The sequence below is a fragment of the Gardnerella sp. c17Ua_118 genome, from assembly GCF_055804255.1.
In genome coordinates, this window is sequence record NZ_JANUYT010000001.1 from 66831 (window position 1) to 93679 (window position 26849).

At 41.0% G+C, this 26849-nt stretch carries 28 protein-coding genes and 2 pseudogenes; 28 read left to right on the forward strand and 2 right to left on the reverse strand.

Going from position 1 to position 26849, the window contains the following annotated elements:
- The first annotated feature begins 152 nt into the window (after positions 1 to 152).
- From NYP69_RS00260 to NYP69_RS00280, 5 genes and pseudogenes are all read left to right on the forward strand, one after another.
- Positions 153 to 332 carry a hypothetical protein gene (locus NYP69_RS00260; protein ID WP_075523547.1) on the forward strand — a complete coding sequence of 60 codons (180 nt, stop codon included), beginning with the start codon at positions 153 to 155 and terminating at the stop codon, positions 330 to 332.
- Between the two features lie 186 nt (positions 333 to 518).
- Positions 519 to 797: pseudogene (locus NYP69_RS00265) on the forward strand (hypothetical protein).
- A 148-nt stretch (positions 798 to 945) separates the two neighbouring features.
- Positions 946 to 1557 carry a CadD family cadmium resistance transporter gene (locus NYP69_RS00270; protein WP_102694876.1) on the forward strand — a complete coding sequence of 204 codons (612 nt, stop codon included), beginning with the start codon at positions 946 to 948 and terminating at the stop codon, positions 1555 to 1557.
- Between the two features lie 896 nt (positions 1558 to 2453).
- Positions 2454 to 3011, forward strand: a complete 558-nt coding sequence (locus NYP69_RS00275; RefSeq protein ID WP_112928551.1) for a hypothetical protein — start codon at positions 2454 to 2456, stop codon at positions 3009 to 3011.
- Position 3012: 1 nt separating this feature from the next.
- Positions 3013 to 3291 carry a hypothetical protein gene (locus NYP69_RS00280; RefSeq protein ID WP_033888441.1) on the forward strand — a complete coding sequence of 93 codons (279 nt, stop codon included), beginning with the start codon at positions 3013 to 3015 and terminating at the stop codon, positions 3289 to 3291.
- A gap of 156 nt (positions 3292 to 3447) precedes the next feature.
- On the opposite strand, the gene NYP69_RS00285 is transcribed toward NYP69_RS00280, so the two are convergent.
- Positions 3448 to 4260, reverse strand: coding sequence for an IS3 family transposase (locus NYP69_RS00285; RefSeq protein WP_473412804.1), 813 nt, complete (start codon positions 4258 to 4260; stop codon positions 3448 to 3450).
- A 598-nt stretch (positions 4261 to 4858) separates the two neighbouring features.
- Here NYP69_RS00285 and NYP69_RS00290 point away from each other — a divergent pair.
- The 14 genes and pseudogenes from NYP69_RS00290 to NYP69_RS00355 all read left to right on the forward strand — a co-directional run bounded on the left by NYP69_RS00290 (position 4859) and on the right by NYP69_RS00355 (position 19687).
- Positions 4859 to 5503: a sigma-70 family RNA polymerase sigma factor gene (locus NYP69_RS00290; protein ID WP_473412805.1), complete on the forward strand. Its 645-nt coding sequence runs from the start codon at positions 4859 to 4861 to the stop codon at positions 5501 to 5503.
- A 91-nt stretch (positions 5504 to 5594) separates the two neighbouring features.
- Positions 5595 to 5774 carry a hypothetical protein gene (locus NYP69_RS00295; protein ID WP_004114712.1) on the forward strand — a complete coding sequence of 60 codons (180 nt, stop codon included), beginning with the start codon at positions 5595 to 5597 and terminating at the stop codon, positions 5772 to 5774.
- A gap of 12 nt (positions 5775 to 5786) precedes the next feature.
- Positions 5787 to 6089, forward strand: coding sequence for a hypothetical protein (locus NYP69_RS00300; protein WP_473412806.1), 303 nt, complete (start codon positions 5787 to 5789; stop codon positions 6087 to 6089).
- Positions 6082 to 7212, forward strand: coding sequence for a DUF2800 domain-containing protein (locus NYP69_RS00305; RefSeq protein WP_473412807.1), 1131 nt, complete (start codon positions 6082 to 6084; stop codon positions 7210 to 7212). Before NYP69_RS00300 ends, NYP69_RS00305 begins: the two co-directional genes overlap by 8 nt.
- Before the next feature lies 1 nt (position 7213).
- Complete coding sequence (locus NYP69_RS00310) at positions 7214 to 7762, forward strand: DUF2815 family protein (RefSeq protein WP_473412808.1); 549 nt, start codon at positions 7214 to 7216, stop codon at positions 7760 to 7762.
- Between the two features lie 226 nt (positions 7763 to 7988).
- Positions 7989 to 10891 (forward strand): annotated as a pseudogene (locus tag NYP69_RS00315) (DNA polymerase).
- A gap of 99 nt (positions 10892 to 10990) precedes the next feature.
- Positions 10991 to 11782 carry a phage antirepressor gene (locus tag NYP69_RS00320; protein ID WP_473412809.1) on the forward strand — a complete coding sequence of 264 codons (792 nt, stop codon included), beginning with the start codon at positions 10991 to 10993 and terminating at the stop codon, positions 11780 to 11782.
- Positions 11775 to 12149 (forward strand): DUF7768 domain-containing protein, encoded by a 375-nt coding sequence (locus NYP69_RS00325; protein WP_473412810.1) that lies wholly within the window; start codon positions 11775 to 11777, stop codon positions 12147 to 12149. The genes NYP69_RS00320 and NYP69_RS00325 overlap by 8 nt, the downstream gene beginning before the upstream one ends.
- Positions 12142 to 14469, forward strand: a complete 2328-nt coding sequence (locus tag NYP69_RS00330; RefSeq protein WP_473412811.1) for a virulence-associated E family protein — start codon at positions 12142 to 12144, stop codon at positions 14467 to 14469. The genes NYP69_RS00325 and NYP69_RS00330 overlap by 8 nt, the downstream gene beginning before the upstream one ends.
- A 231-nt stretch (positions 14470 to 14700) precedes the next feature.
- Positions 14701 to 15036 carry a hypothetical protein gene (locus NYP69_RS00335; RefSeq protein WP_004117127.1) on the forward strand — a complete coding sequence of 112 codons (336 nt, stop codon included), beginning with the start codon at positions 14701 to 14703 and terminating at the stop codon, positions 15034 to 15036.
- Complete coding sequence (locus tag NYP69_RS00340; RefSeq protein WP_473412812.1) at positions 15008 to 15298, forward strand: PDDEXK family nuclease; 291 nt, start codon at positions 15008 to 15010, stop codon at positions 15296 to 15298. The genes NYP69_RS00335 and NYP69_RS00340 overlap by 29 nt, the downstream gene beginning before the upstream one ends.
- The gene (locus NYP69_RS00345) at positions 15279 to 16718 is read left to right on the forward strand and encodes an SNF2-related protein (protein ID WP_473412813.1); all 1440 of its coding nucleotides are present in this window, start codon (positions 15279 to 15281) and stop codon (positions 16716 to 16718) included. Before NYP69_RS00340 ends, NYP69_RS00345 begins: the two co-directional genes overlap by 20 nt.
- The gene (locus tag NYP69_RS00350) at positions 16678 to 17106 is read left to right on the forward strand and encodes a sigma factor-like helix-turn-helix DNA-binding protein (RefSeq protein ID WP_473412814.1); all 429 of its coding nucleotides are present in this window, start codon (positions 16678 to 16680) and stop codon (positions 17104 to 17106) included. Before NYP69_RS00345 ends, NYP69_RS00350 begins: the two co-directional genes overlap by 41 nt.
- A 142-nt stretch (positions 17107 to 17248) precedes the next feature.
- Positions 17249 to 19687: a glycoside hydrolase domain-containing protein gene (locus tag NYP69_RS00355; RefSeq protein ID WP_473412815.1), complete on the forward strand. Its 2439-nt coding sequence runs from the start codon at positions 17249 to 17251 to the stop codon at positions 19685 to 19687.
- A 59-nt stretch (positions 19688 to 19746) separates the two neighbouring features.
- Here NYP69_RS00355 and NYP69_RS00360 read toward each other — a convergent pair whose 3' ends face one another.
- The gene (locus tag NYP69_RS00360; RefSeq protein ID WP_473412816.1) at positions 19747 to 20172 is read right to left on the reverse strand and encodes a hypothetical protein; all 426 of its coding nucleotides are present in this window, start codon (positions 20170 to 20172) and stop codon (positions 19747 to 19749) included.
- Positions 20173 to 20454: 282 nt separating this feature from the next.
- Between NYP69_RS00360 and NYP69_RS00365 the strand changes: the two genes are divergently transcribed.
- From NYP69_RS00365 to NYP69_RS00405, 9 genes are all read left to right on the forward strand, one after another.
- Positions 20455 to 20640: an HNH endonuclease signature motif containing protein gene (locus tag NYP69_RS00365; protein WP_473412817.1), complete on the forward strand. Its 186-nt coding sequence runs from the start codon at positions 20455 to 20457 to the stop codon at positions 20638 to 20640.
- A gap of 160 nt (positions 20641 to 20800) precedes the next feature.
- Positions 20801 to 21352 carry a P27 family phage terminase small subunit gene (locus tag NYP69_RS00370; protein ID WP_014554461.1) on the forward strand — a complete coding sequence of 184 codons (552 nt, stop codon included), beginning with the start codon at positions 20801 to 20803 and terminating at the stop codon, positions 21350 to 21352.
- Positions 21353 to 21363: 11 nt separating this feature from the next.
- Positions 21364 to 22149, forward strand: a complete 786-nt coding sequence (locus NYP69_RS00375; RefSeq protein ID WP_473412818.1) for an S-adenosylmethionine synthetase N-terminal domain-containing protein — start codon at positions 21364 to 21366, stop codon at positions 22147 to 22149.
- Positions 22150 to 22163: 14 nt separating this feature from the next.
- Entirely contained in the window at positions 22164 to 23399 is a 1236-nt protein-coding gene (locus tag NYP69_RS00380; RefSeq protein WP_473412819.1) for a site-specific DNA-methyltransferase, read from the forward strand.
- Positions 23400 to 23497: 98 nt separating this feature from the next.
- A complete protein-coding gene (locus NYP69_RS00385; protein WP_473412820.1) occupies positions 23498 to 24148 on the forward strand; it encodes a virulence protein in 651 nt (216 codons plus the stop codon).
- On the forward strand, positions 24132 to 24296 hold the full coding sequence (locus NYP69_RS00390; RefSeq protein ID WP_473412821.1) for a hypothetical protein: 165 nt from the start codon (positions 24132 to 24134) through the stop codon (positions 24294 to 24296). Before NYP69_RS00385 ends, NYP69_RS00390 begins: the two co-directional genes overlap by 17 nt.
- Positions 24297 to 24459: 163 nt before the next feature.
- Positions 24460 to 24744 (forward strand): transcriptional regulator, encoded by a 285-nt coding sequence (locus NYP69_RS00395; RefSeq protein ID WP_473412822.1) that lies wholly within the window; start codon positions 24460 to 24462, stop codon positions 24742 to 24744.
- 149 nt (positions 24745 to 24893) lie between these two features.
- Entirely contained in the window at positions 24894 to 25118 is a 225-nt protein-coding gene (locus NYP69_RS00400; RefSeq protein ID WP_473412823.1) for a DUF7678 domain-containing protein, read from the forward strand.
- A gap of 133 nt (positions 25119 to 25251) precedes the next feature.
- The gene (locus NYP69_RS00405) at positions 25252 to 26844 is read left to right on the forward strand and encodes a terminase large subunit (RefSeq protein WP_473412824.1); all 1593 of its coding nucleotides are present in this window, start codon (positions 25252 to 25254) and stop codon (positions 26842 to 26844) included.
- Positions 26845 to 26849 lie beyond the last annotated feature (5 nt).

The following is a 26849-nucleotide window of genomic DNA, read 5'->3' on the forward strand; positions in this document are numbered from 1 at the left end:
ACGCTCTAGGGTTGAATGTACAAGATGTTAACGTTAAAAAGTACACCCACTTTGCACCCACCCTGCACCCACTTTGTTGAGTGGGAAAATATAGCTCAAAAGGTAAAATGAAACCTGATTATTAGTATGTGTACGAGGAGGTGTTTAAGGAAATGGACAAGCTCGTTCGTTTTTGCCGTGAAGTAGCGATGTTCGGCTTGACGGTTGCCTTAATCGCGATGCTGGTTGCCTTAATATGGGATGGCACACTTGCTATTAGAATTGGTTTTACCTCTTTTGCTATTGGTGTCACAGTTATCTCGCTTAAGACTGTCCTTCGAAAGACTGATTGAATTTTGTTTGGTTCAAGTCAATAGTTGAATATCTCACGTTGGGTGACTATTACTGGTCTCTGTCAGTAATAGTCACTTCTTTTTATGAATCTTAAAGTCAGGCTCAATGTCCGTCCTGTTTAGCCGGTGATTAGTTAGGGTTATCGTTAAAAGATTAACAACTGTATCAATGAAAATGCACGGAAATTGCAGAACCAGGATGAGTATGAGAAAAAATATGCGAGTTTAGTGAACAGGTTTAATACTGTAGAATAAAGGCTTAAAGAAGTAAAAGCTCGCATTGTTGAAAAGCAAGCGAGACGTGATGAGGTTGAATATTTTATCGAGGACTTGAAAAAGCAGGACTTGTTAACAGCGTTCGATGAAAACGTCTGACTTAGCATGGTTGACTATCTGACAGTGCATCACGATGGAAAGGTTGATCTTACTTTCCTTGATGGGAGCAAAACGGAACTAAAGTGTTAAGATTACAGGAAAAGTGTAAGGTAAAATAAAAGTATATCAGCAAGTCACTGACGTGCTTTTTTGCTGTTAAAAGAGTTACGGGTTGAGTATCAATGGAGAGAAGAGGGTGCGTCTGTCTAAAAAATTTAACATTTTGAAAGGAGGAATAATGGAAACAATAGTATCCGCTTTATTAGTTTTTGTTTCTACATCCATTGACTACTTAGTTGTTTTGACTATTTTATTTGCTAGTCAAGGAAAGAAAGGTTTGAAATCAATTTATGTAGGGCAGTATTTAGGTACAGGACTGCTTGTACTGGCTAGTCTTATTGCTGCTTACTTTTTAAATTTTATTCCACAAGATTGGATTATCGGACTTCTTGGTCTAATTCCGCTAGGTCTTGGTATAAGAGCAATTTTTGTGGATGAAGATATTGATGAAGAAGATATCGAGGGGAAAATTACCGGAAATGGATCAAAAATCTTAGCATTTACAAGTTTAACAGTGGCAATGGGTGGAGATAATTTAGGAATTTATATCCCTTATTTTACAGGAAAGAGTTTGATTGAGATTAGTATAAGTTTAGTAATATTTGCCTTAGGGATTTTGATTCTATGCAAATTATCTCAAAATCTCGCCTCAATTTCTGCTATCGGAGAGACTGTGGAAAAGTACGAAAAAATAATTGTACCAGTCGTGTTTATTGGACTCGGTCTCTATATATTGATTGAAAATAGAACGATTAATTATTTCATAGGTCAAGTCCTAACTTTGGTGTAAATTTATTTCCTTCCCTTTATCTGCTATTTTTATGTTCAAACTCAAACGAGAAAATAAGCGGAGCTTACCGCCATCACGGCGCTTCACCGTGCTATAAGATGCAGGAGGCTGATTAGGTGGGTGCATTTTTGCCCTTGTGCAGCAGGGGTTTGCGAGGGCTATCGTTAAAAGGTTTAATGCGAAGCGGCTTTAAGCTGGGTTCTCGCGATTTTTGAGCGCAGTTTGCCTGTATGAGGGAAGATATCAACGCTCTGGGGTCAAGTGCACAGGATGTTAACGTACTTCGCTTGCGTTGAAAGCACACTGTGCTTTCAACTTTGAGCAAGCTCAGCGAATCGAAGTGCATTCGCGAATTATGTTTTAATCGCTCATGCAAGTCGATTCGCCACTTTGCACCAAGGGTGGTTTATGCAAAAGTAACCATAAAAGTAGTTACAATAGAAGTCTAAAAAAGTCCTAGTTTTTGCTGCAAGAATTCCCGTGAAAGGGACAGCATATGGATGTTACTAATTAATTCTATATACTAGGAGAGAATAAAACACTGAGTATGTGAAAACTATATTTCATCAGTAATCACATACTCATATGCTATTTATAGTTTTATTCGTATTTAAATAGTTTGCGAGATAAAAAGAAACTGATTGCACCAATTATGAAAAGAATTCCCACCGTGGTATATAAGTTATAAAGGTTCATAGTGCCGTACAACAAAGATTGTCTCAAGGCTTTAATAATCCGCTTACCTGATTATGACGGCGTTTCTATCAATCAAGTATTATACTGTTGACTTGTGAGCATAACAACGTGAGTCACTCACCACATGTTTGGCCAACATGCTGTTTACTGGAATACGCTTACTCACTAATTGATAAGGCCAATATTAGAGAGGTCATCTTATGATGAAGAAAGTTAGTTCATTGTTAATAGCTGCAGCATCATTACTTGGAAGTATGGTGTTTGCAACTCCATCTTTTGCAGTTCAATCAACATCACAATATGGGAATTTTAAGTCTGAAATGAGAGGATTGCGTTCTCCAGATGGTCGACGTTCAATTGTTCCAGTATCTGGACAAGGATTGAATGTGCATACGCTAGCTGGTGATACTATCGTAGTAAAGAATAATATAGCTACTTGGAGAGATGCAACAAATCATACTATAGCAACTATCAATTTAACAGTTCATGACGGGCAGCATGTTGATTTTGGTTATAGCAAAGTTCTTCATAGGATTGCTCCTACTGTTTCCTTAGAGACAGCTTTAGAACGTGGTGGAAAGAAACATCATTGTATTCCTAAATGGATTGGTGTGGGATGGAATGTTTTATGGGATGCAACAGTTTGTACTCCATTATCACTTGGTATTTCTGGATTGGCGACACCACTTGCTGGTGTTTCGGCTGATATAGCTTGTAGCGCTGCAGGTGGCACTTTGACAGCAGCATTGGGGTGTTAATATGGATGATGCAACTATTTCGAAGAAGCATGCCACAACAGGGCATCGGTCATGGCTTGCTTCGTTTGCTACCATTTGGCTGACGAGTGTTGTTTTCTCGTGCATCAATCATTTACCTTGGTATGCCAATGCTATTTCAGGGGTAATCTTGCTGATCGCAGCGTTTGTATGCCATGCATTGTTGCAGCATCACCATGTGAAGCCTATGGATTACGTGGTGTTTGCTGCTGCCGTGGCAGTTATACTCGTAGTGGTACTCGTATTGGCGTATATCGTCTAAATTGGGGTAAGCGGCAAAAAGCGTGTCTAAAAACCCGAGTTTTCGTTGAAATACCAAAGAAAGCTCTCTGTTGTTAAGCTAAAAAAGCTCAACATTTAGTATTACTTGACATTGAAAACAAAAGGGGCTTAGGACAATTTTAGACATTTTGTGCAATCATAGCACGATGTTCCATAATTGTCTTTTAAGCCCCATTTTAATTCTGTGATTGTTGTAAAAATCAATATAAGTATGAATAGCTTGACGTAATTCTTCTGTACTATCCCAGTTAAGTGGATAATACATTTCTGTTTTCATTCGTCCAAAAAATCCTTCACAGGCAGCATTATCTCCACTGTTTCCTTTTCTTGACGTGGAGCGTGTAATACCAAGACCTTCTAACCTCTCAATCCACCTACCGCCTCTATAGTGACATCCTCTATCGGTATGAATAGCTAAGCTTTTACATTCTGTAGTGTTAAGGGTAGTTAAAGCCCCTTCTAATATTTCATTTACAAGACACTGATCTGGGTGGTTTGAAAGAGCGTAAGAGACCACTTTACCATCAAAACAGTCAATCATAGGGCTTAAATAGAGTTTTGACTCTTTTACTGAAAACTCAGTAATATCTGTAAGCCAAATCTTATTAGGTGAATCTGCATGAAAATTATTATTAACGATGTTACTACATGCAGGAGTAATTTCTCCTCTATAGCTTGAATAGCGTCTTTTACGCCTAGCATATCTAACCTCAATTGACTCTTCTTTCATGAGCCGTCTTACTACTTTTTCAGATATTTTAATACCTTTAGTTCTCAACATTAACCATATTCTAGGAGAGTCATAAGTAAAGAAGTTTTCTTCTGCAATCTCGTGTATGCAACCCCGTATATGTGCGTATTTGTCAGGTTTTTGAAGAGCCTCTTTAGCATAATAATAACTTGAACATTTTATCTGAAGTGTTTTAATCAGAAGCTCTAACGGTAACACTAAAAGTAGTTAGGTCTATAACGCTTTTTGCGTAGTGAGGATTTCTGATATTAATACGGTTGGGATTATATTAGATTTGTTGGGATTGTATTAAATACAGTTGGGACTTTATTAGCTACGGTTGGGACTCTATTAGAGCGTGGCTAATGCTTGTTTTGTTTTCTAAAACGAGTGTTGTTTAACGAGAAGGGGGGTGAAAACATTGTTAACGCTTAAACCTCAAAGCACGTAGCTTTCAAGGCAAGTGTGGTTTTTACATGTCAAACTGTTATAAAAACGAGATTATTCCACTCTTTTTTACACTCGTGATACGGGTTTTAAGAAAGAGCGGGTAAATGTTATAAGAATTTTTGGAACAATTAACAAGATTGTGGTTAATGATTAATCAATAAGACACTACTAGTAAACAGTTAAAGCCTGATTAGCTATAGGGCGATGAGATACGTCAATAGGATCCTCATGGTTTTTCATGACTCCTATGAAGTACCTCTACTTCTACTATGGCTGTTTTTTCAGGTATTAGAGTCGGTGCTTCATAAAGTATCGGCTCTTTTTTGTATGTGTCTTCACCCTACCGCTGCAGGCGGGAAGGGTGAGCATGAGGACTCGCAAAACTAATAGCAACGATCGAGCAACATATAAGTATACAAGTTGTGTTCGTAATGAAGATGGTAGTTATAGTGAAGAAACTATCGAAATCAAACCAGGCGAAAACGGTGTCACTGAAGCGGATATTAAAATGCTTCACTCAATGGATGACAGTGAGGTTTACTACAACAATAAGAACCTGCGTCCTAATAGAACTGCTGAAGAAAAAGCTGAGATTGAAGCGTGGAAGAAGCAGTATATCCAGAAGTTCAAAGCGAAGCATGGTTATGAGCCTAACAAGGATGACGTGGAGTATGCTGCTAACGATCATTTCCTACCCAACTATAATTCCTCGATTGACTTTGATGCAGATGGCGAGCTTGAGGTAGATAAAAGTCATCTTGCTGAAGCTCTTAGTACTACTGATGATTATGGTTTTATTACCAACGATTATGGTTTTGAAATGTCAGAAGAAATGGAGCATGCGTTTTCAACGCTTACTGACAAGCAGCGTCAGGTTATTCGTTTGATGTTTATTGAAGGATACACTCAGTCAGAGATTGCGAGCATGCTTGGTATTTCGTCTGCCGGTGTTAAAAAGCATCTGGATAGTGCCATCGTAAATCTTAAAAAAGTTTTACCAGAAAAATTCTAGAAATTTTATTTGGAGGAGGTTAAAAACTCCTCCTTTTTCTTTGCCTGTGATGTGTAAGGAAGAAACCCCTTACAGAAAGGAGGCAAAACTCGTGAAACACAAGATCGTTATTAACGTCACCGGTGAAAACGGTGAGAAGAAACAGGTTCTACGTGGAGCTGTGATGCGATTACCTCAACGGTTTATCCGCTGGCTGTTTGGTGATTACTCGCAAGTCTACCTATTAGATCCTGGAAAGAGCGTTCAGTCAGTTGATGTCAAAGAAGTTTAAGGAGGAAAAACCGTGAAAAAGGAAATATTGAGAGAAGTCATCAAAGACTTGGAAAACTTAACAGCTCATCTTAAAGCAGTATTTGATGAGTCTAACGTTAGTAAAGAAAAGGTGTCTAAACCGGTAGAAGAAGCAAAGCAGAATACTGTCAGTCTTGAGCAGGTGCGAGCGGTTTTAGCAAAACTTAGCCAGCTGGGAAAGACAGTTGAGGTGAAGAAACTCATCGTTAAGCATGGTGCGCAGAAGCTCTCGGATGTTCCTGAAAGCGAGTATGAGAGCCTGTTGTTTGAAGCGGAGGGAATTAAAGGTGACTAAGCATGCTTTACTTTCCCCTTCTTCTGCTCATAGGTGGATTAAGTGTACTCCGAGTGCTGTTTTAGAAGAAAAGTTTGAAAACACTACTTCTGCGGCAGCTGAGGAAGGAACGGCGGCACATGCGTGGTGTGAGTATAAGCTGAATAAGCTTCTTAATCGTCCGTGTGAAAAACCGTCAACCGAGTATGACTCAAGTGAGATGCAGGAATGTTCGGATGCTTACGTGGATTTCGTGTTGGAAAAATACGAGCAGGCAAAACTTAACTGTCAAGATCCTATTCTTCTCATAGAGCAGAAAGTTGATTTTTCAGCTTACGTGCCTGATGGGTTTGGTACAGCGGACTGCATTATTGTAGGCGAAAAAACGCTGCAGGTTATCGACTTTAAGTACGGTCAAGGCGTGCTGGTTGATGCTTACGAGAATCCTCAGATGAAATGCTACGCGCTTGGAGCTTTAACGCTTTTCGACAGCTTGTACGAGATTCAAACTGTTGAGATGAGTATTTTTCAGCCACGGCGTGACAACGTATCCACTTTCACACTACCTGTCACGGAGCTTATCTCTTGGGCTGAAAGCGTGCTTAAACCAAAAGCAGAGCTTGCTATTAAAGGCGAAGGCGAATTTGAAGCTGGAGACTGGTGCAGGTTTTGCAGGGCAAAAGCCACGTGCCGTAAACGGGCGGAAGAAAACCTTAAACTCGCAGAACTTGAGTTCAAACCGCCATCTGTTTTAACAGATAGTGAAATTGAAGAAGTACTCACGCTTATCCCACAGTTTACGAAGTGGGCTGATGATGTTTTAGCTTACGCCACAGATTCCGCTATAAACCACGGCAAAGAGTGGAGCGGTTTCAAACTCGTGGAAGGACGTTCAGTTCGCAAGTTTAAGGATGAGACAGCTGTTATTGAGAAAGCGAAAGCCGCAGGCTTTACTGACATTTTCAAAACTAGTCTTATCGGTTTAACTGAAATGCAAAAGCTGATGGGCAAGAAAAAATTTGAGGATATTCTGGGCGACCTCATTATCAAACCGTCCGGAAAACTTACGCTCGTACCAGACTCGGATAAGCGGGCAAAAGTTAACATTCAAAATATTAATCAAGAATTTAAGGAGGAAAAGTAAAATGAACGGATTTAACAAAACTAAGGTTATCACCGGTAAGAACACGCGTCTTTCCTATTTCAACGGTTGGGAGCCAAAGTCTATTAACGGCGGTCCTGAAAAATATAGTGTTTCACTGCTTATCCCTAAAAGTGATGTTGAAACGATTACGGCTATTGAGAAAGCTATTGATGCTGCGATTGAGGAAGGTGTCGGCAAGTTCGGTGGTAAAAAACCAAACAAGGCTGCTCTTAAAACACCACTCAGGGACGGGGATATTGAGCGTGATGATGAAGCGTATAAAGGACATTACTTTATTAACGCGAACTCAACCACGGCTCCGCAGATTGTAGACAAACAGGTAAAACCCATCATGGATCGCAGTGAAGTGTATTCAGGCTGCTATGCGAGGGTTTCTATCAACTTTTACGCGTTTAACTCTAACGGTAATAAGGGTGTTGCTTGTGGTCTTGGCAATATTCAAAAGATCCGAGACGGTGAGCCACTCGGCGGACGTAGTCTCGCAACCGATGATTTTACGACTTTAGAAGATGATGATTTTCTAGCATAAGGAGCGTGAGTTAATTATGGAAATTGTTATAGCGGTTTTTATTTCAGTGTTTATAGGAGTATTACTTCTTGATTTCACGGTAAAGAAACTCGTGAGTCTTTACGTTGATATTAAACACATTCTAAATAGGAATTAGAAGATTCCTGAAAAACAGGATTTAGAAGATTCTATAAGTGGGGTGGCAGGTTTTCTGTCACCTCTTTTATTAACTTTGAGGTGGTGTAATTTGGAAAATTTGAGTGTGGATTTGGAGACGTTTTCGAGTGTAAATCTTGGTAAATGTGGTGTTTACAAGTACGCAGAATCGGATGATTTTGAAATACTGCTTTTTGGTTACAGTGTGGACGGTGGTGAAGTTCAGGTCGTTGACTTAGCGCAAGGTGAAACCATACCCGAGGTTGTGCTTTCTGCTTTAACAGATGAAACAGTGACCAAGTGGGCGTTTAACGCTCAGTTTGAAAGAGTGTGTTTATCACGCTACCTGCGAGATAAAGGCATCAATCTTAACCCTGGTAAGACAGTGAAAAGTGAAGGCTTGTTTTTAAACCCAAGCTCCTGGCATTGCACAATGATCTGGTCAGCCACCCTGGGACTTCCCATGTCGCTTGAAAACGTGGGAGCAGTACTGGGTCTTGATAAGCAGAAACTAACTGAGGGTAAGAATCTTATTAAATATTTCTGCCTGCCGTGTAATCCTACGAAAGTAAACGGTGGAAGAACAAGAAACAAGTATTTTCACGATAAGGAAAAATGGGAGCTGTTTAAATCATATAACAAGCGTGATGTGGAAGTTGAAATGAGTATTCAAGAAAAACTCTCACGCTTTCCCGTACCGGACTTTTTATGGCAGGAGTTTTATCTCGACCAAACTATTAACGACCGTGGGATAGGAATAGATCCTCTTTTCGTTGAATCAGCCATAAAACTCGACCAAGAGGTGAAAACACATCTCATGAGTGAGCTTAAGCATATTACAGGTTTAGAAAACCCGAACTCCGTGTTACAAATGCGTTCTTGGCTTAAAGAGCATGGGCTTGAAATGGAGTCGCTTGGTAAAAAAGAAGTCGCTAAAGAGCTTAAAACAGTGGGTAAAGAGTTGGCGGAAGTTTTACGGCTTCGCCAGCAGCTTGCTAAATCCTCGGTGAAAAAGTATACGGCGATGAAAAACGCTGCCTGCATGGATGATCGGGAGCGTGGCATGTTTCGCTTCTATGGTGCAAACCGTACAGGAAGATTCGCGGGAAGGCTCGTGCAATTACAAAACCTACCACAAAACCATCTGCCTGATTTGGCGGAGGCTAGAAGTCTTGTTAAACAAGGAAATGTTGAAGCATTGGAAATGCTTTATGAGGATATTCCGGATACTTTATCCCAGCTTATCCGTACTGCTTTTATTCCACGCACGGGATTTAAGTTTATTGTCGCAGACTTTTCAGCGATCGAAGCGAGAGTCTTGGCTTGGCTTGCGGGTGAAAAATGGCGTATGCGAGTATTCGCGGAAGGTAAAGACATTTACTGCTCGTCAGCTTCCCAAATGTTTAGAGTGCCTGTTGAAAAACACGGAGTAAACGGGCATTTGCGGCAGAAAGGGAAGATCGCGGAACTCGCTTGTATTGCTGAAGGTGAACTTGTACTCACAAATGAAGGGCTCGTCCCAATTGAAGAAGTCACTACAAAACAAAAAGTGTGGGACGGAGAAAACTGGGTCAACCATAACGGAGTTGTTTTTAAGGGTGTAAAGGAGGTAATCGAGTATGAAGGACTTAGAGCAACACCAGACCATCTCGTCTGGGTCAAGGGGAAACCGAAGCCAATACGGTTTATTGAATCCGCCATCTGCAAAACACATCTCATACAAACCGGAGATGGTCGGAGAACAATACGGCTGGGTGAAAATCATAAGTGCAGAGAAACACTGGAATCAAAAGCAAAACCACTGTTATGTACTGACACAATGCGTAGGGTGCGGAAGCGTCCAATGGCAGGACTTAAACAGTCTAAAGTCGGGCAAATCAAAAGGATGTCAAGCTTGCTCACAGCCGAAACAAATACCAATATGGCTAGAAAAGCGGCTAAGTGCTGCAAAACAGCGATGCATCAATCCAAGAGATCCAAATTACAAAAACTATGGAGCAAGAGGGATAAAGTGGTGCTTCCATTCTGTTTTAGAAGCAGGCTTGTGGATTTTACAAGAGGTAGACAATGTGCGAAAAGACTGGGAATTAGACGGATAAATACAAACGGCAACTACGAAAAAGGAAATATCCGCTTTGTTCCAAGAATAGTCAATCAAAACAACAAGCAGAACGCTATCCTAACACGGTGGGAGCAACAATATTGGCCATACGCAAGATCGGTAGTTACAAGAATGCTATCGAAAGGAATAAGCAGAGAAGAAATCATATCAAGAGCAAATACAGCTGTAGCACAACACAGAAAAAACTGGCGTTTAATCGAAGCAAGACTCGAGTTTATGACATACAAAATGCCGGACCAAATCATCGTTTTACCGTATCGGGAAAGCTCGTGCATAACTGTGGCTACGGCGGTGCAGTAGGAGCATTAAAGGCAATGGGTGCTCTTGATATGGGTTTACATGAAGATGATTTGCAACAGTTAGTTAATGATTGGAGATCTGCTAATCCACATATTGTTTCATTGTGGTGGGATGTGGACAGAGCGGTAAAACAGTGTGTACACGAACACATTTCTGTTCAAACACACAATATAGTGTTCACTTACAAGAGTGGGTTTCTTATCATCAAACTGCCTTCGAAAAGATGCCTTTACTATGTGAAACCACGTGTGGAAGAAAACAAGTACGGTGGTGAATCAGTCACCTATGAGGGTGTGGGATCTACTAAAAAATGGGAGCGGCTGGAAAGCTACGGGCCTAAATTCGTGGAAAACATTACGCAAGCTATAGCTCGTGACATTCTACTTTACGCCATGCAAACGCTGAAAGAATATCGCATCGTCGCACATGTGCATGATGAAGCCATTATCGAAACCGATAAGAATACGAGTGTTCAAAGCGTGTGTGAGCTAATGGGAAGAACACCACCCTGGGCAGAAGGGCTTGTTTTACGAGCTGACGGCTACGAGTGCGAGTTTTACAAAAAAGATTAAAAAAATTTTTAGGAGCAGGGTTAAAAACCTGCTCTTTTTCTTTGCCTGTGATTTAGAAGGCAATACCGCCTTCAGAAAAAAATCATAGGAGGTAATTTTATGAATGAATTACAAGTATTTAAGAATGTAGAGCTTGGCTCTGTTCGCACAACAGTAGTAGATGGTATCCCTTATTTTGTGGGTAAGGATGTGGCTGAGATTCTTGGTTATCGTGATACATCTGATGCACTGAAAAGGCATGTAGATGAAGATGATAAGCTGACTCGGTGTTTCACCGACTCAGGTCAGAACCGAGAAATGTATGTTATTAACGAGTCTGGTTTATACAGTCTTATTCTTAGAAGTCAGCTCCCTAAAGCATGTCAGTTTAAACGATGGGTTACATCACAGGTTCTTCCGAGTATCCGTAAGCACGGTATGTATGCGACAGATGAGCTTATCAACAATCCTGATATGGCTATCGCTGTTTTTAACGCATTGAAAGAAGAGCGTGCTAAAAGAGAAGCGTTAGAGCTTACGACTGCTATGCAAAAACAGCAGATAGCTGAGCTTAAACCGAAAGCCAGCTATTACGATGTTGTGCTTAAATGCAAAGACATAATCTCCATGCGTGTGATTGCAAAAGATTATGGCAAGTCAGCACAGTGGATGAATAACTTTTTGCATGAACTCGGTGTGCAGTATAAGCAGTCTGATATTTGGCTTTTATATCAAAAGTATGCCGATCAGGAATATACGAAATCTCGCACAAATACATACGAGGATTCTAATGGTGTTACACACTCAAAAATGCATACTTATTGGACTCAGAAAGGCAGGCTTTTCATCTATCACCTCATGACACAACACGGGATCTACCCGTTGATTGAACAGGAGGCTAAAGATGAGTAAGTCTTATAAAAAGCATTTAGAAACGACACCGAATTTTAAGCCTATCGTCTACATTTGTGCTCCCTACCGTGGAGATAAAGAAAGAAACGTGCAACACGCTATCCGGTGTGCGGCTTACGCGTATTCACGCGGAGCAATCCCTATCACTCCACACCTGCTTTTCCCGTTTATGAATGATGAGAATCAAAAGCATAGAGGGGATGCGATGTTTATGGACATTATCCTCTTAGGCAAATGCAACGAACTATGGGTGTTCGGAGAGAAAATCACAGGCGGCATGCAAGTAGAAATCAATCTGGCAGAAAAACGAAAACAGCCGATTAAGTATTTTACGGATAATGATTTGGAGGTGAATATTGATGCGTAGTTTAGCTATCGCTTACGGTAACAACAGGCAGGCAAAAACATGGGTGAATAAGACCATCACCTATGATGAGCTGAAAGACCGTCTTAAAGTGACGATTCGTACCTCAGAGTCAGCGGAAGAGTACGCGAAAATGAAAAAAGCAGACCGTGATCTAGCAAAAGACCACGGTGGTTTCGTTGCAGGAGCGTTGGCTTATGGTAGGCGAAAAGTCGACAGTGTTGAGTTTCGCTCCATGCTTGCCTTAGACGGGGATCATGTTGCTAAAGACTTTATTGCACTTTACGAGAGTGTTGCTCCATACACGTCTTTTCTGTACACGACACACAGCCACACGCCTGATAATCCGAGGGTGAGAATTGTTTTTCCTTTAACAAGAAATGTAACACCTGACGAGTTTGTAGCAGTATCAAGGTATTTAGCTGACATGCTGGGTATTGACCAGTTTGATGAATGCTCTTACTTGCCTAACCAGCTCATGTACTGGCCGTCCACGCCACGAAACGGCGTGTACGAGTATAAAGAGGTTGAAAAAGACTGGCTTAATCCTGATGATATTTTATCCGCTCACCCAGAGTGGGTGGATCCAACCAGGCTTCCGACCTCGTCTCGTGAGAGTAAAGCGAACCAGGTGCAGAAGCAGAAAGTGCAAGATCCACTCGCGAAAAATGGCGTGGTTGGACTGTTTAACCGCGTGTTCTATCCGATAACTCTTGCTTTGGAAAAGTTTTTAAGCGACGTGTATGAGCCGACGGATAATGAAAACCGCTGGCATCTTATAGTCTCACACAGTATGGCAGGAGTTGAGATTATCGAAGACAAGTTTGTTTACTCTCATCATGCTAAAGACCCAGCGTATTTGAAACTGTGTAACGCTTTTGATATTGTTCGCACGCACAAATTCGCTAGCTTGGACGAGAAAGAGTCGTTTAAGAAAATGAGCGAGTTTGCGATGAGTCTTGATGAGGTAAAACTTCAAGCGGCAAACGAGAGACTCTCGGAAGCGGAAGATGATTTTGTTGACAGTGAGGATTGGAAGAAAAAACTACGCTACACGTCTAAAGGCGCGGTTTTAGAAAACTCGCTTTATAATGCGAAACTCATTATTAAACACGATCCTTTGCTTAAAGGAATCGTTTTTAACCAGCTGGCTGATGGTCTTGAAATTAAAGGCGATGTGCCTTGGCAGCATCCTGCGAAGTTTTGGAGGGACGCGGACGATGCGCAGCTTATCTGCTATGTGGACGACCATTATGGCTCGTTTTCACAGAGAAACTATGATATTGCTGTCACGAAAGTATCAGATGATAGAAGTTATCATCCGATAAGACGCTATTTTGAGAGTCTTCCTCAATGGGATGGTGTTAAACGTGTAGACACGCTTTTTATCGACTATCTTGGTGCTGAAGACAACGCGTATATTCGTGCAGTGTGTAGAAAAACACTGTGTGCAGCATACATGCGTATCTACCATCCCGGCATTAAATTTGACTACCTTCCTGTTTTTAACGGTGCGCAAGGTATCGGCAAGTCAACGTTTATAGCAAACCTTGGCATGGAATGGTTTTCAGATAGTCTCACGCTTTCAGACATGAACGATAAGACGGCGGCTGAAAAACTCCAAGGATATTGGATTCATGAGATCAGCGAGCTTGCGGGCATGAAAAAAGCTGACCTTGATAAGGTAAAAGCTTTTGTTTCAAGACGTGACGATAAGTATCGTGCTTCTTTTGGAAAACGTGTAGCACCACACCCGAGGCAGTGCGTGTTCTTTGGCACAACGAATAGTGAAAACGGTTATTTAAGGGAAGTTACGGGTAACCGGCGTTTTTGGAATGTGAAAGTGTCGGGAAACGGTAAGTATAAGCCTTGGGAAATGACACGAGAACTGGTTGACCAAATATGGGCGGAAACCATGGTTATTTCCAAGGCGGGTGAAGAACTGTTCCTTGACAAGAGCTTAGAGGCTTTCGCTAAAGAAGAACAGCGTGAAGCCATGCAGCAAGACGACCGTGAAGGCATTGTCAGAGAGTATCTTAACATGCTTCTACCCGATACTTGGGATGAAATGGATATTTACAGGCGGCGGGATTACTTCCGTGACATGGAGGATCCAACACGGCCTAAAGGCGCGATTAAACGCATGGAAGTATCCAACATTGAAATATGGTGCGAATGCTTCGGGAAAGCCAAAGAAGATATTAAGCCTATCGACAGTTACGCAATATCGGCGATTATGAAACGTTTGAAAGACTGGCAGAGATCTGACAATCGTAGAACCATACCAATCTATGGAAGGCAAAGAATTTATACCAGAATTTGAGTGGACAAGCGGCTAAAAACAGGACAACTAAAAGTATCTTGTCCTGACCTTGTCACTTGTCCCACCCATAACAACAGGCTTTGGACGAACAGGGACGGACAACACATGAAAATCTATATTAAATAAAATCTTTATTTATTACTTATAGCGTACACGTAACACGTGTATTCGCGCGTAAAGGGATTTTTAGCCATTTGTCCGTCCTTGTCCCGATAGAAAGGATAAAAAATTATGAGAAGTAAACAAGCAAGAACAATGGAAAGATACATGAAAGCAGGAGCTGAAATGAGACTGCTTAAGAGCCTTAGCGCAAGGCTTATCACAGATACAGGCTCTATCCTCTTAAAAACGCAGCAGGATAAATTGATGAGAGCCATGGATAAAGTCCGTCAGCTATGTTCGCTAGCAGAAGAAAACATGTTTAAAGACTATCCCGATTTAAGCAAAGACTATATTGACGTGTTTTATGGCGATGTTGCTAATGAGCCGAGAAACGAAGTGGATAAGAAAATAATCGAGATGGCAAAAGAGGTATCTGATGGGCTTTTTACGAGAAAAGGAAACTGAGCGAAAACTCGTCCGTGAAGTCAAAGCAATGGGAGGACTTTGTTTAAAGCTTACGAGTCCTTCCGTTGACGGGCTTCCTGACAGGCTGGTTTTACTTAACGGTGGAAAGATTGGTTTTGTCGAGCTTAAAGCACCAGGTAAAAAGCCTAGAGTTTTACAGGTGAAACGTATGAAGGATTTGCAGGCTTTAGGTTTTAAGGTTTTCGTGGTTGATGAGAAGAGTCAGATTGGAGGTGTTGTTGATGCGATACGAGCCACATGAGTATCAAAAGTATGCGACTGATTTTATTATCAATCGTCCTATTTCAGCGGTTTTCCTTGAATGCGGTTTAGGTAAGAGTGTGATAAGTCTTACAGCGATTAACGACCTGATGCTTGACTCGTTTGATGTTTCCAGAACTCTGGTTATAGCTCCTCTTAGGGTTGCGAACACTACGTGGCCTTTAGAGTTAGAAAAGTGGGAGCATTTAAAACACTTGACTTATTCTGTTGTGACGGGTAGTGAGAGGGAGCGGATTCAAGCGCTAAAAACGCCTGCTCATGTTTATATTATTAACCGTGAAAACGTGGAGTGGCTGATAATGAAAAGTGGCCTGCCGTTTAATTTTGACATGGTTGTGATAGATGAGCTTTCAAGTTTTAAATCATATCAGGCGAAACGTTTTAAAGCGTTACTGAAGGCTAGGCCGAAAGTTAAAAGGATTGTTGGTCTTACAGGAACTCCTTCTTCTAACGGGCTTATGGATTTGTGGGCTGAGTTTAGGCTGCTTGATATGGGTCAAAGGCTTGGCCGCTATATTACGTATTATCGGCAGAACTTTTTTAATCCTGATAAGCGTAACCAGCACATGATTTTTTCTTATAAGCCTAAAGATGGTGCTGAGAGTTTAATCTATAAGCAGATATCTGATATTACGATTTCGATGAAGTCAAAAGACTATTTGAAAATGCCAGCGTGTGTGATAAACGAGGTGAAAGTAGAGTTATCCGGTAAGGAGCGAAAACTCTACGATGAGCTGAAACAGGATATGGTGGTGTCGTTGGAGGGTAAAGAGATTGATGCGATTAACGCAGCGTCTCTTTCAAATAAGCTTCTTCAAATGGCAGACGGCGCGGTTTATAACGAGAAAAAAGAAAGCGTTCATATTCATAATCGTAAGCTGGACGCGTTAGAGGATTTAATCGAGGCTGCTAACGGTAAACCGGTTCTTGTAGCTTACTGGTTTAAGCATGATCTTGAGCGGATTAAGAATCGTTTTAACGTGCGTGAGATTAAAACGAGTGCTGATATTGCTGACTGGAATGCCGGCATGATTCCTGTAGCGTTGATTCACCCGGCTTCTGCAGGTCATGGTCTTAACCTACAGGCTGGCGGCTCTACACTTATCTGGTTTTCCCGGACTTGGAGTTTAGAACTTTACCAGCAAACAAACGCTAGACTTAACCGTCAGGGTCAAACCGATACGGTTGTAATCCATCACATCATCACTAAGAACACGATTGATGAAGACGTGATGAGGGCTTTAAGCATGAAAGCTAAAGTGCAGGATGCTTTAATCGAGTCGGTTAAAGCAAGACTATCAATTAACGAAGTGAGGGAAAGGGGTTCTATAGAGAACTTACCTCAAAATGGAGGTAAGGATGAACAAAAAAGAATACTTACGGCAAGCCTATCTTCTTGATAAACGGATTAAGGCTGACATGGATGAGGTAGTAAGACTGCGTGAGCTTGCTACAAGTGTTTCTTCATTAAGATACGACCGAGAGTATGTGCAGACAACTCGAAGTATAGAAGCTCCGTTTGTGAAAGCTCTTATAAGGGTTATGGATTTAGAAGCAAAGATTAACATGGAGATCACGCTGCTTATCAGTTTGAAAGAGCAGATTTTGGACGTGATTTCAAAGCTTGAAAGCGTGGATGAGCAGATGATTTTACGCTACCGTTACATGAGTAACATGACGTGGGAGGATATTGGTAAAGAACTCCATGCTAGCAGAATGACGATTATAAGAGGGCATGGTAAAGCGTTAGAGCACATGGTTTTACCAGATAATCTAATCCAAATCTAAAAAATGGTACGGTTTGGTACGCTCTGATACGAGATGACACTGCCTTCTATATGGTATTATAAACTTAGCAAAAATTATAAATACTAAGCCTTGGAAGAGTAATCTTTCAGGGCTTTTTTCATGCCTAAAAGGAGGGCACAACATGGATCAGATGGTATTACTAACACAGCAATGGTTAAACAAAACCTATGGTGATAAGCCTGGGTTTGGTTCAGTTATTACTGATGGGAATACTGGTTGGGATACAATTAATGGGCTTATTCGTGCTTTGCAGATTGAGCTTGGTATAACAGAAACGGCAAATAATTTTGGGAAAGGTACTCAGTCACGATTTAAGAAGCGCTGGCCAAATGGTATTGATCAGACAGATGAAAGTAATAATATTCATGGAATTATTCAGGGTGCTCTTTGGTGCAAAGGGTATGAGGCTGAATATGGAGGCATAACAGAAGAATTTACATATAATGTAGCAAACTCTATTTCTGATCTTAAAAGTGATATTGGTCTTTCAGATATTTCATCTACTGTGGATCTAGAACTAATGATGGTTCTTTTATCAATGAAACAATTCAAATTGTTATCGTTGTATGGAGGCAAAGAAGACATTCGTGTAACACAGCAGGCTGTTAACAGTAAATATAAGAATTATACTGGAATTATTCCAACAGACGGTCTGTATGGTCGTGAGATGAATACAGCATTGATTCAAGTGTTACAAGCTGTTGAAGGGTTTACTCCAGCTGAGGCTACTGGCAATTTTGGTAATGGCACACGATCACGTTTAAAGACAATTAGTGAGGGAACGAGTGAGTGGGTTTGGTTGGCAAGCGTAGCGCTCACATGTAATGGGTATTCGCTTACGCCAACTTCAACATGGAATAATGCAATAGTGTCGGCATTGTATAAGTTCCAAGCAGAGCATGTTATTCCTGTTACAGGTAAGGTTGATCCAACAACATGGATGAGCCTGTTAACTTCGAAAGGTGATCCTAATCGTTCTTGTGTAGCGTGTGATACACGTTTTGAGATTACTGACGAGTTTGCTGAGTGTTTGAAGGCTGATGGTTATAGGATTGTTGGTCGTTATTTGAGTGAACCTGATCAAAAAAACACTGCTGAAAAGGACTATTTTAAGGCATTGCGTACTGGAGAATTGGAAAGAATTGTGAGCCACGGTCTTCAATATTTCCCTATTTTTCAAGAGTATTCAACTGAATTACGTCATTTTACAGCAGAAAATGGAGCTCGTCATGCAAAAGAAGCGGTTGCTTCAGCTAAACGTCTTGGAGTTCCGCCAACAGTAATCTATTTTGCGGTTGATTATGATGCAACGAATCCGGAAATTAGTAGCAATATTTTGCCGTACTTCAAAGCTGTTAAAGAAAATATGCATGGTGGTTATCGGATTGGAATTTATGCATCTAGAAATATTTGTACTCGTGTTAGTAAAGCAGGATATGCGGTAGCATCATTTGTGTCTGATATGTCTACAGGTTTTAGTGGAAATCTAGGCTTTTCTATTCCAAGTAATTGGGCGTTTGATCAGTTCCATGAAATCCCTGGCTATAAAGGTAAATGGGATCTTGACAGAGTAGCATATTCTGGACGTTTTGGAGCGGTTGGAAGTGTAAATCATTCAACTGGCAATCCACAATCAAAGATTACTTATGTCGCTCCACCTAATCCAGATACGTCTCGTTTAACAAAAATTGAAAAAGTGATAGACCTCATTCAACAATTAGAAAGCGTGTATGATAAATGGCGAAAAGTATATCAAAAGTATGCGGTGGTTCTAGAGTATCATCCTTTAAGCGTGACTCAAGGTGTGATTAATTATCTAGCTAAGGCATATATGACGAATTGGAAATTTGCTATTGCTGGCGCGTTTGCAGATCCATTTTTCATAATATTCATGGAAAAAGAATATCCTGCATTAAAAGATAAGCTGGATACTTATATTGGTAATAAGCGTGACGAAGTTGCTGATATAAGTGGTGGTAAAAACGATATAGCACACTTTGCTTATACGCTTTATTGTTATGCTTATTCTAATTTAGCTCCAGATCATTGGACTGGTTGGGCAGGAGATCTTGCAACAGGCATGGATGACTTACATAAGTACCTGCAAAAGTATCCATCTCTTGATCGTATGAAAACAGCATATGCTCTTATTGGTTCAGACAGTAGTGCACAGTCAGAGTATTTTAAAGCAAATCATGTCAGTAATAAACTTGGTATTCGCTGCAATTTTACAGATTTTTGTGATGATGCAGACGCTATCTATCTAGGAATGAATCTACGTAATGCTAGTGATGAAAATTTGCATACTTTAAGCGATATGATGACAACTTATTACAGTAGTATTACTGCTCAAAAGAGATATACTGCTTATGCTCAAGATGGGTTAGATTTCAGTTCATTTAAAGCACTGGAAAATTCTATTAAAGCAAAAATGTATGGATGTCTGGAAAAAATTCTAGGACTTGGATTGCTGGCACGGCTTGCTGGCGAATCAACTGATGAAGAACGAGATGCATGCTGTATTGCTATGGCTCATTATTTGCTGGCAAAATCAAAATAATCATAGAGTTAAATTATTGAGATAACAGGTCACGGAGGTGATTGAGGGTGTCTTTATTCTCAATCACCTTTGTGCTTTTGGTTTCTTCTTCGTAAAAACTCTTTAACAATGATTGGAATTATAGTTGGGATACATTCAAGAGTTAAAAAATATGTAATGTACCAGTTCATGAACCAGTCAATCCAGTTAATATCTAATTGTTGAGGAGATGCTTGTAATATAAACAAATCAATAGCAGGGGCGATGAGCGCGATAGTGATAGTTTTATAAACTCCTAAGTTTTCGAGTGTTTTTTGATTGACGATGATTGAGTAAAGTACAAGTCTTGTTAAACCAAATACGTGAGCTATAACAATGAGTAAAAAGGGTGAGTCATAAACAATTTCCCAATCGAGTGATTTAAGAGAGTTAATAATAAGACCTAAAAGAGGGAGTAATAATGAAAAAAGGAATAATCGTATAGCCTGATACACAGATTTCTTCATTACAACCTCCTTAAATTTATATAGTCAAGTGGATGACTACTGTCATAGACAGACTATTTTTCACTCATTTTACGTTAATTTATCTTACTTGAAAAGGGAGGATGAGTCTTGCCAAGAAAACCTAAAAGACCGTGCTCTTATCAAGGCTGTCCGAACCTAACTGACGGCAGGTTTTGTGAGGAACACTTAAAACAAGAGAACCGGCGCTACGAAAAATACGAGCGTCCTTATGATTCTCACAAGCGTTACGGCAGAGCGTGGCAGAAAGTCAGGGACTCTTATGTGAGAGAGGATCCTTTCTGTGAGCTTTGCTTTAAGAATCGTGTGCTTGTTCCTGTTGAGCAGGTTCATCATATTAAACCGATTGCTGAAGGCGGAACACATGAGAGGAATAATCTTATTTCTCTATGCAAATCCTGTCACTCTAAAATTCACGCTAAGCGTGGAGACCGCTGGCATAACAAATAAAAACCACCCCAGGGGCGGTCAAAATCTCTAAAAATCTATTCCCTGGGGAACGGGCGCAGGGTATTTTGCGTAAAAACAGCGAATTCAAAAGGGTAATAGGCAAAATCAAACACGAAAATTTTTTAATAGTTAAAACTCACGTGGGAAGGAGGCGGAAAGTTTGCCTACAAAATCAAATAATATCGGCGGTCGTGGCGGCAGACGCGTGGGTGCCGGGCGTAAAAAGAAAGCGGTTGTTGAAAAAGCGAGTGAAGGAAACCCTGGTGGCAGGCCTTTAAGCGTTCTTGATATTCCGGAGCTTGAAGGTGCTGAAATGCCTCAGCCTCACGAGTTTTTATCCGCCACGCAAAAAGACGGTACTCAGCTTCAGGCTAAAGAAATTTTCGCTGAAACATGGAAGTGGCTAAAAGACATTGGTGTTAGCAGTAAAGTCCCGTCTCCTCTTATTGAACGGTATGCGATGAGTTGTGCTCGTTGGATTCAATGCGAGGAAGTAACCAGTAAACTCGGGTTTCTTTCCAAGCATCCGACTACGGGTAAACCGATACCTTCGCCTTTTATAAATATTGGTATTAACTACATGAATCAGGCGGTCAGGCTTTGGAATGAGATTTTCCAGATTGTGAAAGAAAACTGTTCGACTGAGTTTGATGGTGTTTCACCTCAAAACGATTTAATGGAACGCCTGCTTATTACACGTAAAAACATATAAGGAGAAAAATTATGATAGAAAAAGTAAACCCGTCACATGTTGACAAGATTGCGGATCGTATTGCTGGAGCAATTGTTGATCTGGCTTACAAGCTGGATGAGAATCCGAAGATTGCTGTTGAAGTGATGCTCGGGCATGGTAAGTGTGCCGTGTGTATTGAAAGCACGGTGATGTTTAAGTTTAAGGATATTAAAAATATTATCCACCGTTTAAGCCCTGGGAAAGTAAAGATTGATATTACGGTTGTGCCGCAGGATAAGCATTTAAGCCAAAACCAAAACGGCATGGTTCGCTGTGGTGATAACGGGATTTTTAAAGGCGTACCACTAACAGGCGAGCAGAAGAAACTCTCGGCTATTGCTCGAAAGGTTTATGAAAAGTATCCGTATGACGGCAAGTATGTTCTTGATGGTGAAAAGCTTATCATCTGCCAGTCTCACGCTAAACGAGAAGACTTATTGAAAGACTATCCGAGTGCGTTTGTTAATCCTTTAGGCGACTGGACGGGTGGTATCAACGTGGATACGGGAGCGGTTAACCGAAAACTCGGATCAGACATGGCTGATGCTGTTACAGGCGGCGGCTTGCACGGTAAAGATCTTACGAAAGCTGACGTGTCGGTTAATATTTACGCGTTTTTGAAAGCGCAGGAAACCGGCCGGGTGGTTGAGTTTTCTTGTGCTATCGGGGATGAAATGGTTGATGGTAAACCGTATTCGCAGATTGTGAAAATTGCGAAAGATTATATTGACTCGGTGGGTGGTTTTGAAAAGCTGGCTTGCTGGGGTCTTTTCTAACGGGAGGAAAGCTTATGGAAAAAGAAATGCAGTATTATTTGGCTGACGTAAGTGAGCTGATCCCGTATGTGAGAAACGCTCGCACGCACTCTGAGGCACAAGTATCTCAAATAGCGGCAAGTATTCGCGAGTTTGGTTTTCTATCCCCAATTCTAGTAGCGGAAGATAATACGATTCTCGCGGGGCATGGCAGGCTTGCCGCGGCATTAAAACTGGGTCTTAAAAAAGTTCCGTGTGTGAAAGAAAATCATTTAACTGAAACACAAAAGCGTGCTTATATTATTGCGGATAATAAGCTTTCACTTAACGCAGGCTGGGACAGTGAGCTATTGGCTGTTGAGTTGTCGGAGCTTGAAGGAGCTGATTTTAATGTTGATCTTCTCGGGTTTGACGAGGCGGAGCTTTCCAGTATTTTTGATGCTGATAAAGACGTAAACGAAGATGATTTTGATGTTGAAAAAGAATTGGAAGAACCGTGTTTTTCTAAAACTGGTGACATGTGGACGCTTGGCAGGCATCGTATTATTTGCGGTGATGCTACTAAGTTAGAAACATATAAGACGCTTCTTGAGAATACTAAAGTGAATCTGGTGGTTACTGATCCGCCTTATAACGTGAACTATGAGGGTGCTGCTGGGAAAATTAAAAACGATAATATGGAGAATGATAAGTTTTACCAGTTTCTTTTCAACTCGTTCGTGAACATGGAGCAGGCGATGGCAGATGATGCGTCTATCTACGTGTTTCATGCTGACACGGAGGGTTTGAATTTTAGAAAAGCATTCCAGGACGCGGGGTTTTATCTTTCAGGTTGTTGTATTTGGAAGAAACCGTCGCTGGTGTTGGGTAGAAGCCCTTACCAGTGGCAGCATGAGCCGTGTTTGTATGGGTGGAAGAAAAAAGGTAAACACAAGTGGTATGCGGGTAGGAAAGAAACTTCAGTTTGGGAGTTTGAAAAGTCTAAGAAAAACGCTGATCATCCAACCATGAAACCAATAGCTCTTTTAGCGTATCCGATTAAAAACTCGAGTATGACGAACTCGCTTGTGTTAGATCCGTTTGCTGGAAGTGGTAGCACGCTTATAGCCTGCGAGCAGACTGGTAGAATCTGCTACGCTATCGAGCTTGACGAGAAATATTGTGACGTGATTGTGAAACGTTATATTGAGCAGGTTGGAAATGATAAGAGTGTGAAAGTTTTAAGAGGCGGTAAAGAATACTCGTTTACTGAAGTATTTACTAACGAGTAAGACTCGTATTTTATATGAAAAATAGTTTGCAAACGCTTGCTATAAACCTTCTTTAGAGTGATTTATATATGTACCCGAAAAAATCTAAAGGAGGAAAAATGGAATTAAAATACGGGTTAAAAGGAAAAGATAGGCAGCCGCTTATTAAAGCTATAGAGGATTCTACGGGAGTAAAGGCTGTTTACTTAAAAACTCCAAGTATGTCTTACAGGATAGGTGTTTTCAACATTAGTAAAGATGGTACGGTCACGTGTAGTAGTGAAGAGAACTTAGATGATTTGAAAAACATGTTAGACACTGACTATGGTATAAGTCTTCCAGTCTGCGCGTGTGATGGTACGCAATATTTTAGTGTTGAGTTTCCTAAAGATAAGGCTGATGTGGTAAAGCTTAGGAAAATTCTTGATAATAAGGGTGATCTTATTAAAAAAGCGTTAGGAGTGAACAGTCTTAATATTAAGGAAGAAGATGATAAGCTTATTTTTCCTTGGTTTGAGCAGGCTAACCAACCAGGCTTGGCATCCTACACGAAGTTTATAAACAGTCTTTGTAAAATGAGCGTGGAAATTAAACGCGTAAATAATAGTAAGCATAAGCCGGTTAACGATAAGTATGCTTTCAGATGTTTCCTTCTTAGACTCGGGTTTATAGGAGACGAGTTTAAACAAGACAGGAAAATTATGCTTTCCCGTTTAGAAGGATTCTGCGCTTTTAGAAACGGGGGTGAGCGTAATGCTGTATGCGAGTGAAGACCAGGCGTACGAGTTGAGTGAAGACTGTCCTACAGGCTCTTTGGTTGAAGAAACTTTTGCGAATTTAGAGCAAGAGAACGAGGTTTTTGTAAAAGCATGTTTGACTGTGGTAGATGATTTTTGGGTGATTATTATTTCCGCATGATTTTAGAAACGTTTAACGGTTTTTAAGAGTAAAAAAATTAGCGAAAACTGGTGGGGAAAAACGTGTAAATACCCGGTGTTTCTTGGCTTAAAAGCTTGCTATTGCGCGATTTTAGAGTGATATATAGTATCAGCAAAAAGCACAGAAACAAAGGAGAAACCTTATGAAAAAAGAAATCTTACAAAACCTTACAAACGAAGTTAAAACATGCAGACGCTACGCACTAAACGCAATCAAAAAAGCTGAAGAAGGGAAAATTAGTTCGGCTATCAGCATGCTCGACATTGCACAAACAGCAAAAACCTGCGCTATGCAAGCCCACGAGGAGCTTTGGAAGGTAAGCGGAGGAAAACTAAACGATACGGAGTTTGAACTGTTTGCGGATGCTGAAACCTTGGACAAGGATATTCAAAAAGCTTATCAAGCGATTCAACAAGCAAGAAGATAAAAGAAAGGGGGGATAGTCAGCCATAGGGTTGGAAGGCTGGAGAAAAATCGTGGAATTATCCGCGATTTTTTCTCGTTTACGGCTTGCTATTATGTGCTTTTAGAGTGATATATAGTACTAACAAAAAACACAGAAAAAGGAGAAAAACCATGTGGGAACAAGATACGCTTAAAGTAGAAAATCAGGTTGTAAGCTACAGTATGAAGGTTTTTGAAGAGCCAAGCGAATACGGGATTAACCAGGGAAGAATTTCCAAGCTTACTTTGAAAAACAATAACAAGGTTATCGCAAACTACGATAGAGGCTGGGACATGATGCCAACAGGCAAGCTTGCAAACGAGGCTTTAGAAATGATCCTTGACACAAGAAACTAAAGAGTAAAAACTTTAAGTCTAGTTAAAAGCAGCAGGGCTTTTTAAGGCCCTGTTTCTCGTTAAGAAAAACTAAGAAATGATGTGGACGCAAGTAAGCGTCTTTTTTTATGCCTAAAGAAAGGAGGAGCTTAAGTTGCAAAAATACGAGGTTACTAAGTTTAAAAAAGAAGATTCAACGTATAGTAAGGATTTAGCGGATTATGCTGTAAGTTTTATCGAATGTTTAACACACACGAAAGGCACGTGGGCTGGTAAGCCTTTTAAGCTCCTAGCCTGGCAGGAACAGATTATCAGGGACTTGTTTGGCGTGGTTAAACCGAATGGTTACCGTCAGTTTAATACTGCTTATATTGAGATACCTAAGAAAATGGGTAAAAGTGAGCTTGCCGCGGCAGTAGCCTTGCTTTTATGCTGTGGGGATAATGAGGAGCGAGCGGAAGTTTATGGTTGTGCGGCGGACCGTCAGCAGGCAACAATCGTGTTTGACGTGGCCGCGGACATGGTTAGAATGTGTCCGGCTCTTAATCGTAGGGTTAAAATTTTAGCTTCGCAAAAACGTATTATTTTCCTACCAACTAACAGTTTCTACCAAGTGTTGTCGGCTGAAGCTTACTCTAAACACGGTTTTAACATTCACGGTGTCGTGTTTGATGAGCTTCACACGCAGCCAAACCGTAAACTTTTTGACGTGATGACTAAAGGCTCCGGGGATGCTCGCATGCAGCCACTATATTTTCTGATTACCACAGCCGGTACGGATACACATTCTATCTGCTATGAGACGCATCAGAAAGCAGTGGATATTCTCGAGGGCAGGAAAATTGATCCAACTTTTTACCCAGTGATTTATGGTGCAAAAGATTCGGATGATTGGACGGATCCGAAGGTGTGGAAGAAAGCTAATCCTTCGCTTGGAGTGACGGTTCAAATGGAGAAAGTTAAGGCTGCTTTCGAGTCAGCCCGGCAAAATCCTGGTGAAGAGAATGCTTTCCGTCAGCTTCGTCTTAACCAGTGGGTGAAACAGTCTATTCGTTGGATGCCGATGGAAAAATGGGATGCTTGCGGTTTTCAGGTGAACGAAGAAGAACTCGAAGGCAGGGTCTGCTACGGGGGTCTTGACCTTTCAAGCACTACCGATCTTACGGCTTTTTCGCTTGTGTTTCCGCCTTTAGATGAGTCGGATAAGTTTCGCATCCTACCTTATTTTTGGGTGCCTGAAGAAACCTTGAGTTTGCGCGTGAAACGAGACCACGTGCCGTATGACGTGTGGGAAAAACAAGGGTTTATTAAGACTACGGAAGGAAACGTTGTTCACTATGGGTTTATTGAAAAATTCATCGAAACTTTAGGTGAACGTTTCAATATTCGTGAGATTGCTTTCGACCGTTGGGGCGCGGTGCAAATGGTGCAAAACCTTGAAAACATGGGGTTTACCGTGGTTCCGTTCGGACAAGGGTTCAAGGATATGAGTCCGCCTACCAAGGAGCTTATGAAGCTTACACTCGAGCAGAAAATCGCACACGCAGGTCATCCGGTGCTTCGCTGGAACATGGATAACATTTTCATCCGCACTGATCCTGCAGGAAACATTAAATGCGATAAGGAAAAATCAACCGAGAAAATAGACGGTGCTATCGCAACCATCATGGCACTTGACCGAGCAATCAGGTGTGGCAACCAGAATACGGAAAGCGTGTATGACGCTCGAGGAATCCTATTCATGTAAGGAGG

Bases quoted from the DNA above. Each gene is read 5' to 3' on its own strand.
- NYP69_RS00260 (WP_075523547.1), top strand. From the start codon at position 153: ATGGACAAGCTCGTTCGTTTTTGCCGTGAAGTAGCGATGTTCGGCTTG.
- NYP69_RS00270 (WP_102694876.1), top strand. From the start codon at position 946: ATGGAAACAATAGTATCCGCTTTATTAGTTTTTGTTTCTACATCCATT.
- NYP69_RS00275 (WP_112928551.1), top strand. From the start codon at position 2,454: ATGATGAAGAAAGTTAGTTCATTGTTAATAGCTGCAGCATCATTACTT.
- NYP69_RS00280 (WP_033888441.1), top strand. From the start codon at position 3,013: ATGGATGATGCAACTATTTCGAAGAAGCATGCCACAACAGGGCATCGG.
- NYP69_RS00290 (WP_473412805.1), top strand. From the start codon at position 4,859: ATGAGGACTCGCAAAACTAATAGCAACGATCGAGCAACATATAAGTAT.
- NYP69_RS00310 (WP_473412808.1), top strand. From the start codon at position 7,214: ATGAACGGATTTAACAAAACTAAGGTTATCACCGGTAAGAACACGCGT.
- NYP69_RS00320 (WP_473412809.1), top strand. From the start codon at position 10,991: ATGAATGAATTACAAGTATTTAAGAATGTAGAGCTTGGCTCTGTTCGC.
- NYP69_RS00325 (WP_473412810.1), top strand. From the start codon at position 11,775: ATGAGTAAGTCTTATAAAAAGCATTTAGAAACGACACCGAATTTTAAG.
- NYP69_RS00330 (WP_473412811.1), top strand. From the start codon at position 12,142: ATGCGTAGTTTAGCTATCGCTTACGGTAACAACAGGCAGGCAAAAACA.
- NYP69_RS00335 (WP_004117127.1), top strand. From the start codon at position 14,701: ATGAGAAGTAAACAAGCAAGAACAATGGAAAGATACATGAAAGCAGGA.
- NYP69_RS00340 (WP_473412812.1), top strand. From the start codon at position 15,008: ATGGGCTTTTTACGAGAAAAGGAAACTGAGCGAAAACTCGTCCGTGAA.
- NYP69_RS00345 (WP_473412813.1), top strand. From the start codon at position 15,279: ATGCGATACGAGCCACATGAGTATCAAAAGTATGCGACTGATTTTATT.
- NYP69_RS00350 (WP_473412814.1), top strand. From the start codon at position 16,678: ATGAACAAAAAAGAATACTTACGGCAAGCCTATCTTCTTGATAAACGG.
- NYP69_RS00355 (WP_473412815.1), top strand. From the start codon at position 17,249: ATGGATCAGATGGTATTACTAACACAGCAATGGTTAAACAAAACCTAT.
- NYP69_RS00360 (WP_473412816.1), bottom strand. From the start codon at position 20,172: ATGAAGAAATCTGTGTATCAGGCTATACGATTATTCCTTTTTTCATTA.
- NYP69_RS00375 (WP_473412818.1), top strand. From the start codon at position 21,364: ATGATAGAAAAAGTAAACCCGTCACATGTTGACAAGATTGCGGATCGT.
- NYP69_RS00380 (WP_473412819.1), top strand. From the start codon at position 22,164: ATGGAAAAAGAAATGCAGTATTATTTGGCTGACGTAAGTGAGCTGATC.
- NYP69_RS00385 (WP_473412820.1), top strand. From the start codon at position 23,498: ATGGAATTAAAATACGGGTTAAAAGGAAAAGATAGGCAGCCGCTTATT.
- NYP69_RS00390 (WP_473412821.1), top strand. From the start codon at position 24,132: ATGCTGTATGCGAGTGAAGACCAGGCGTACGAGTTGAGTGAAGACTGT.
- NYP69_RS00395 (WP_473412822.1), top strand. From the start codon at position 24,460: ATGAAAAAAGAAATCTTACAAAACCTTACAAACGAAGTTAAAACATGC.
- NYP69_RS00400 (WP_473412823.1), top strand. From the start codon at position 24,894: ATGTGGGAACAAGATACGCTTAAAGTAGAAAATCAGGTTGTAAGCTAC.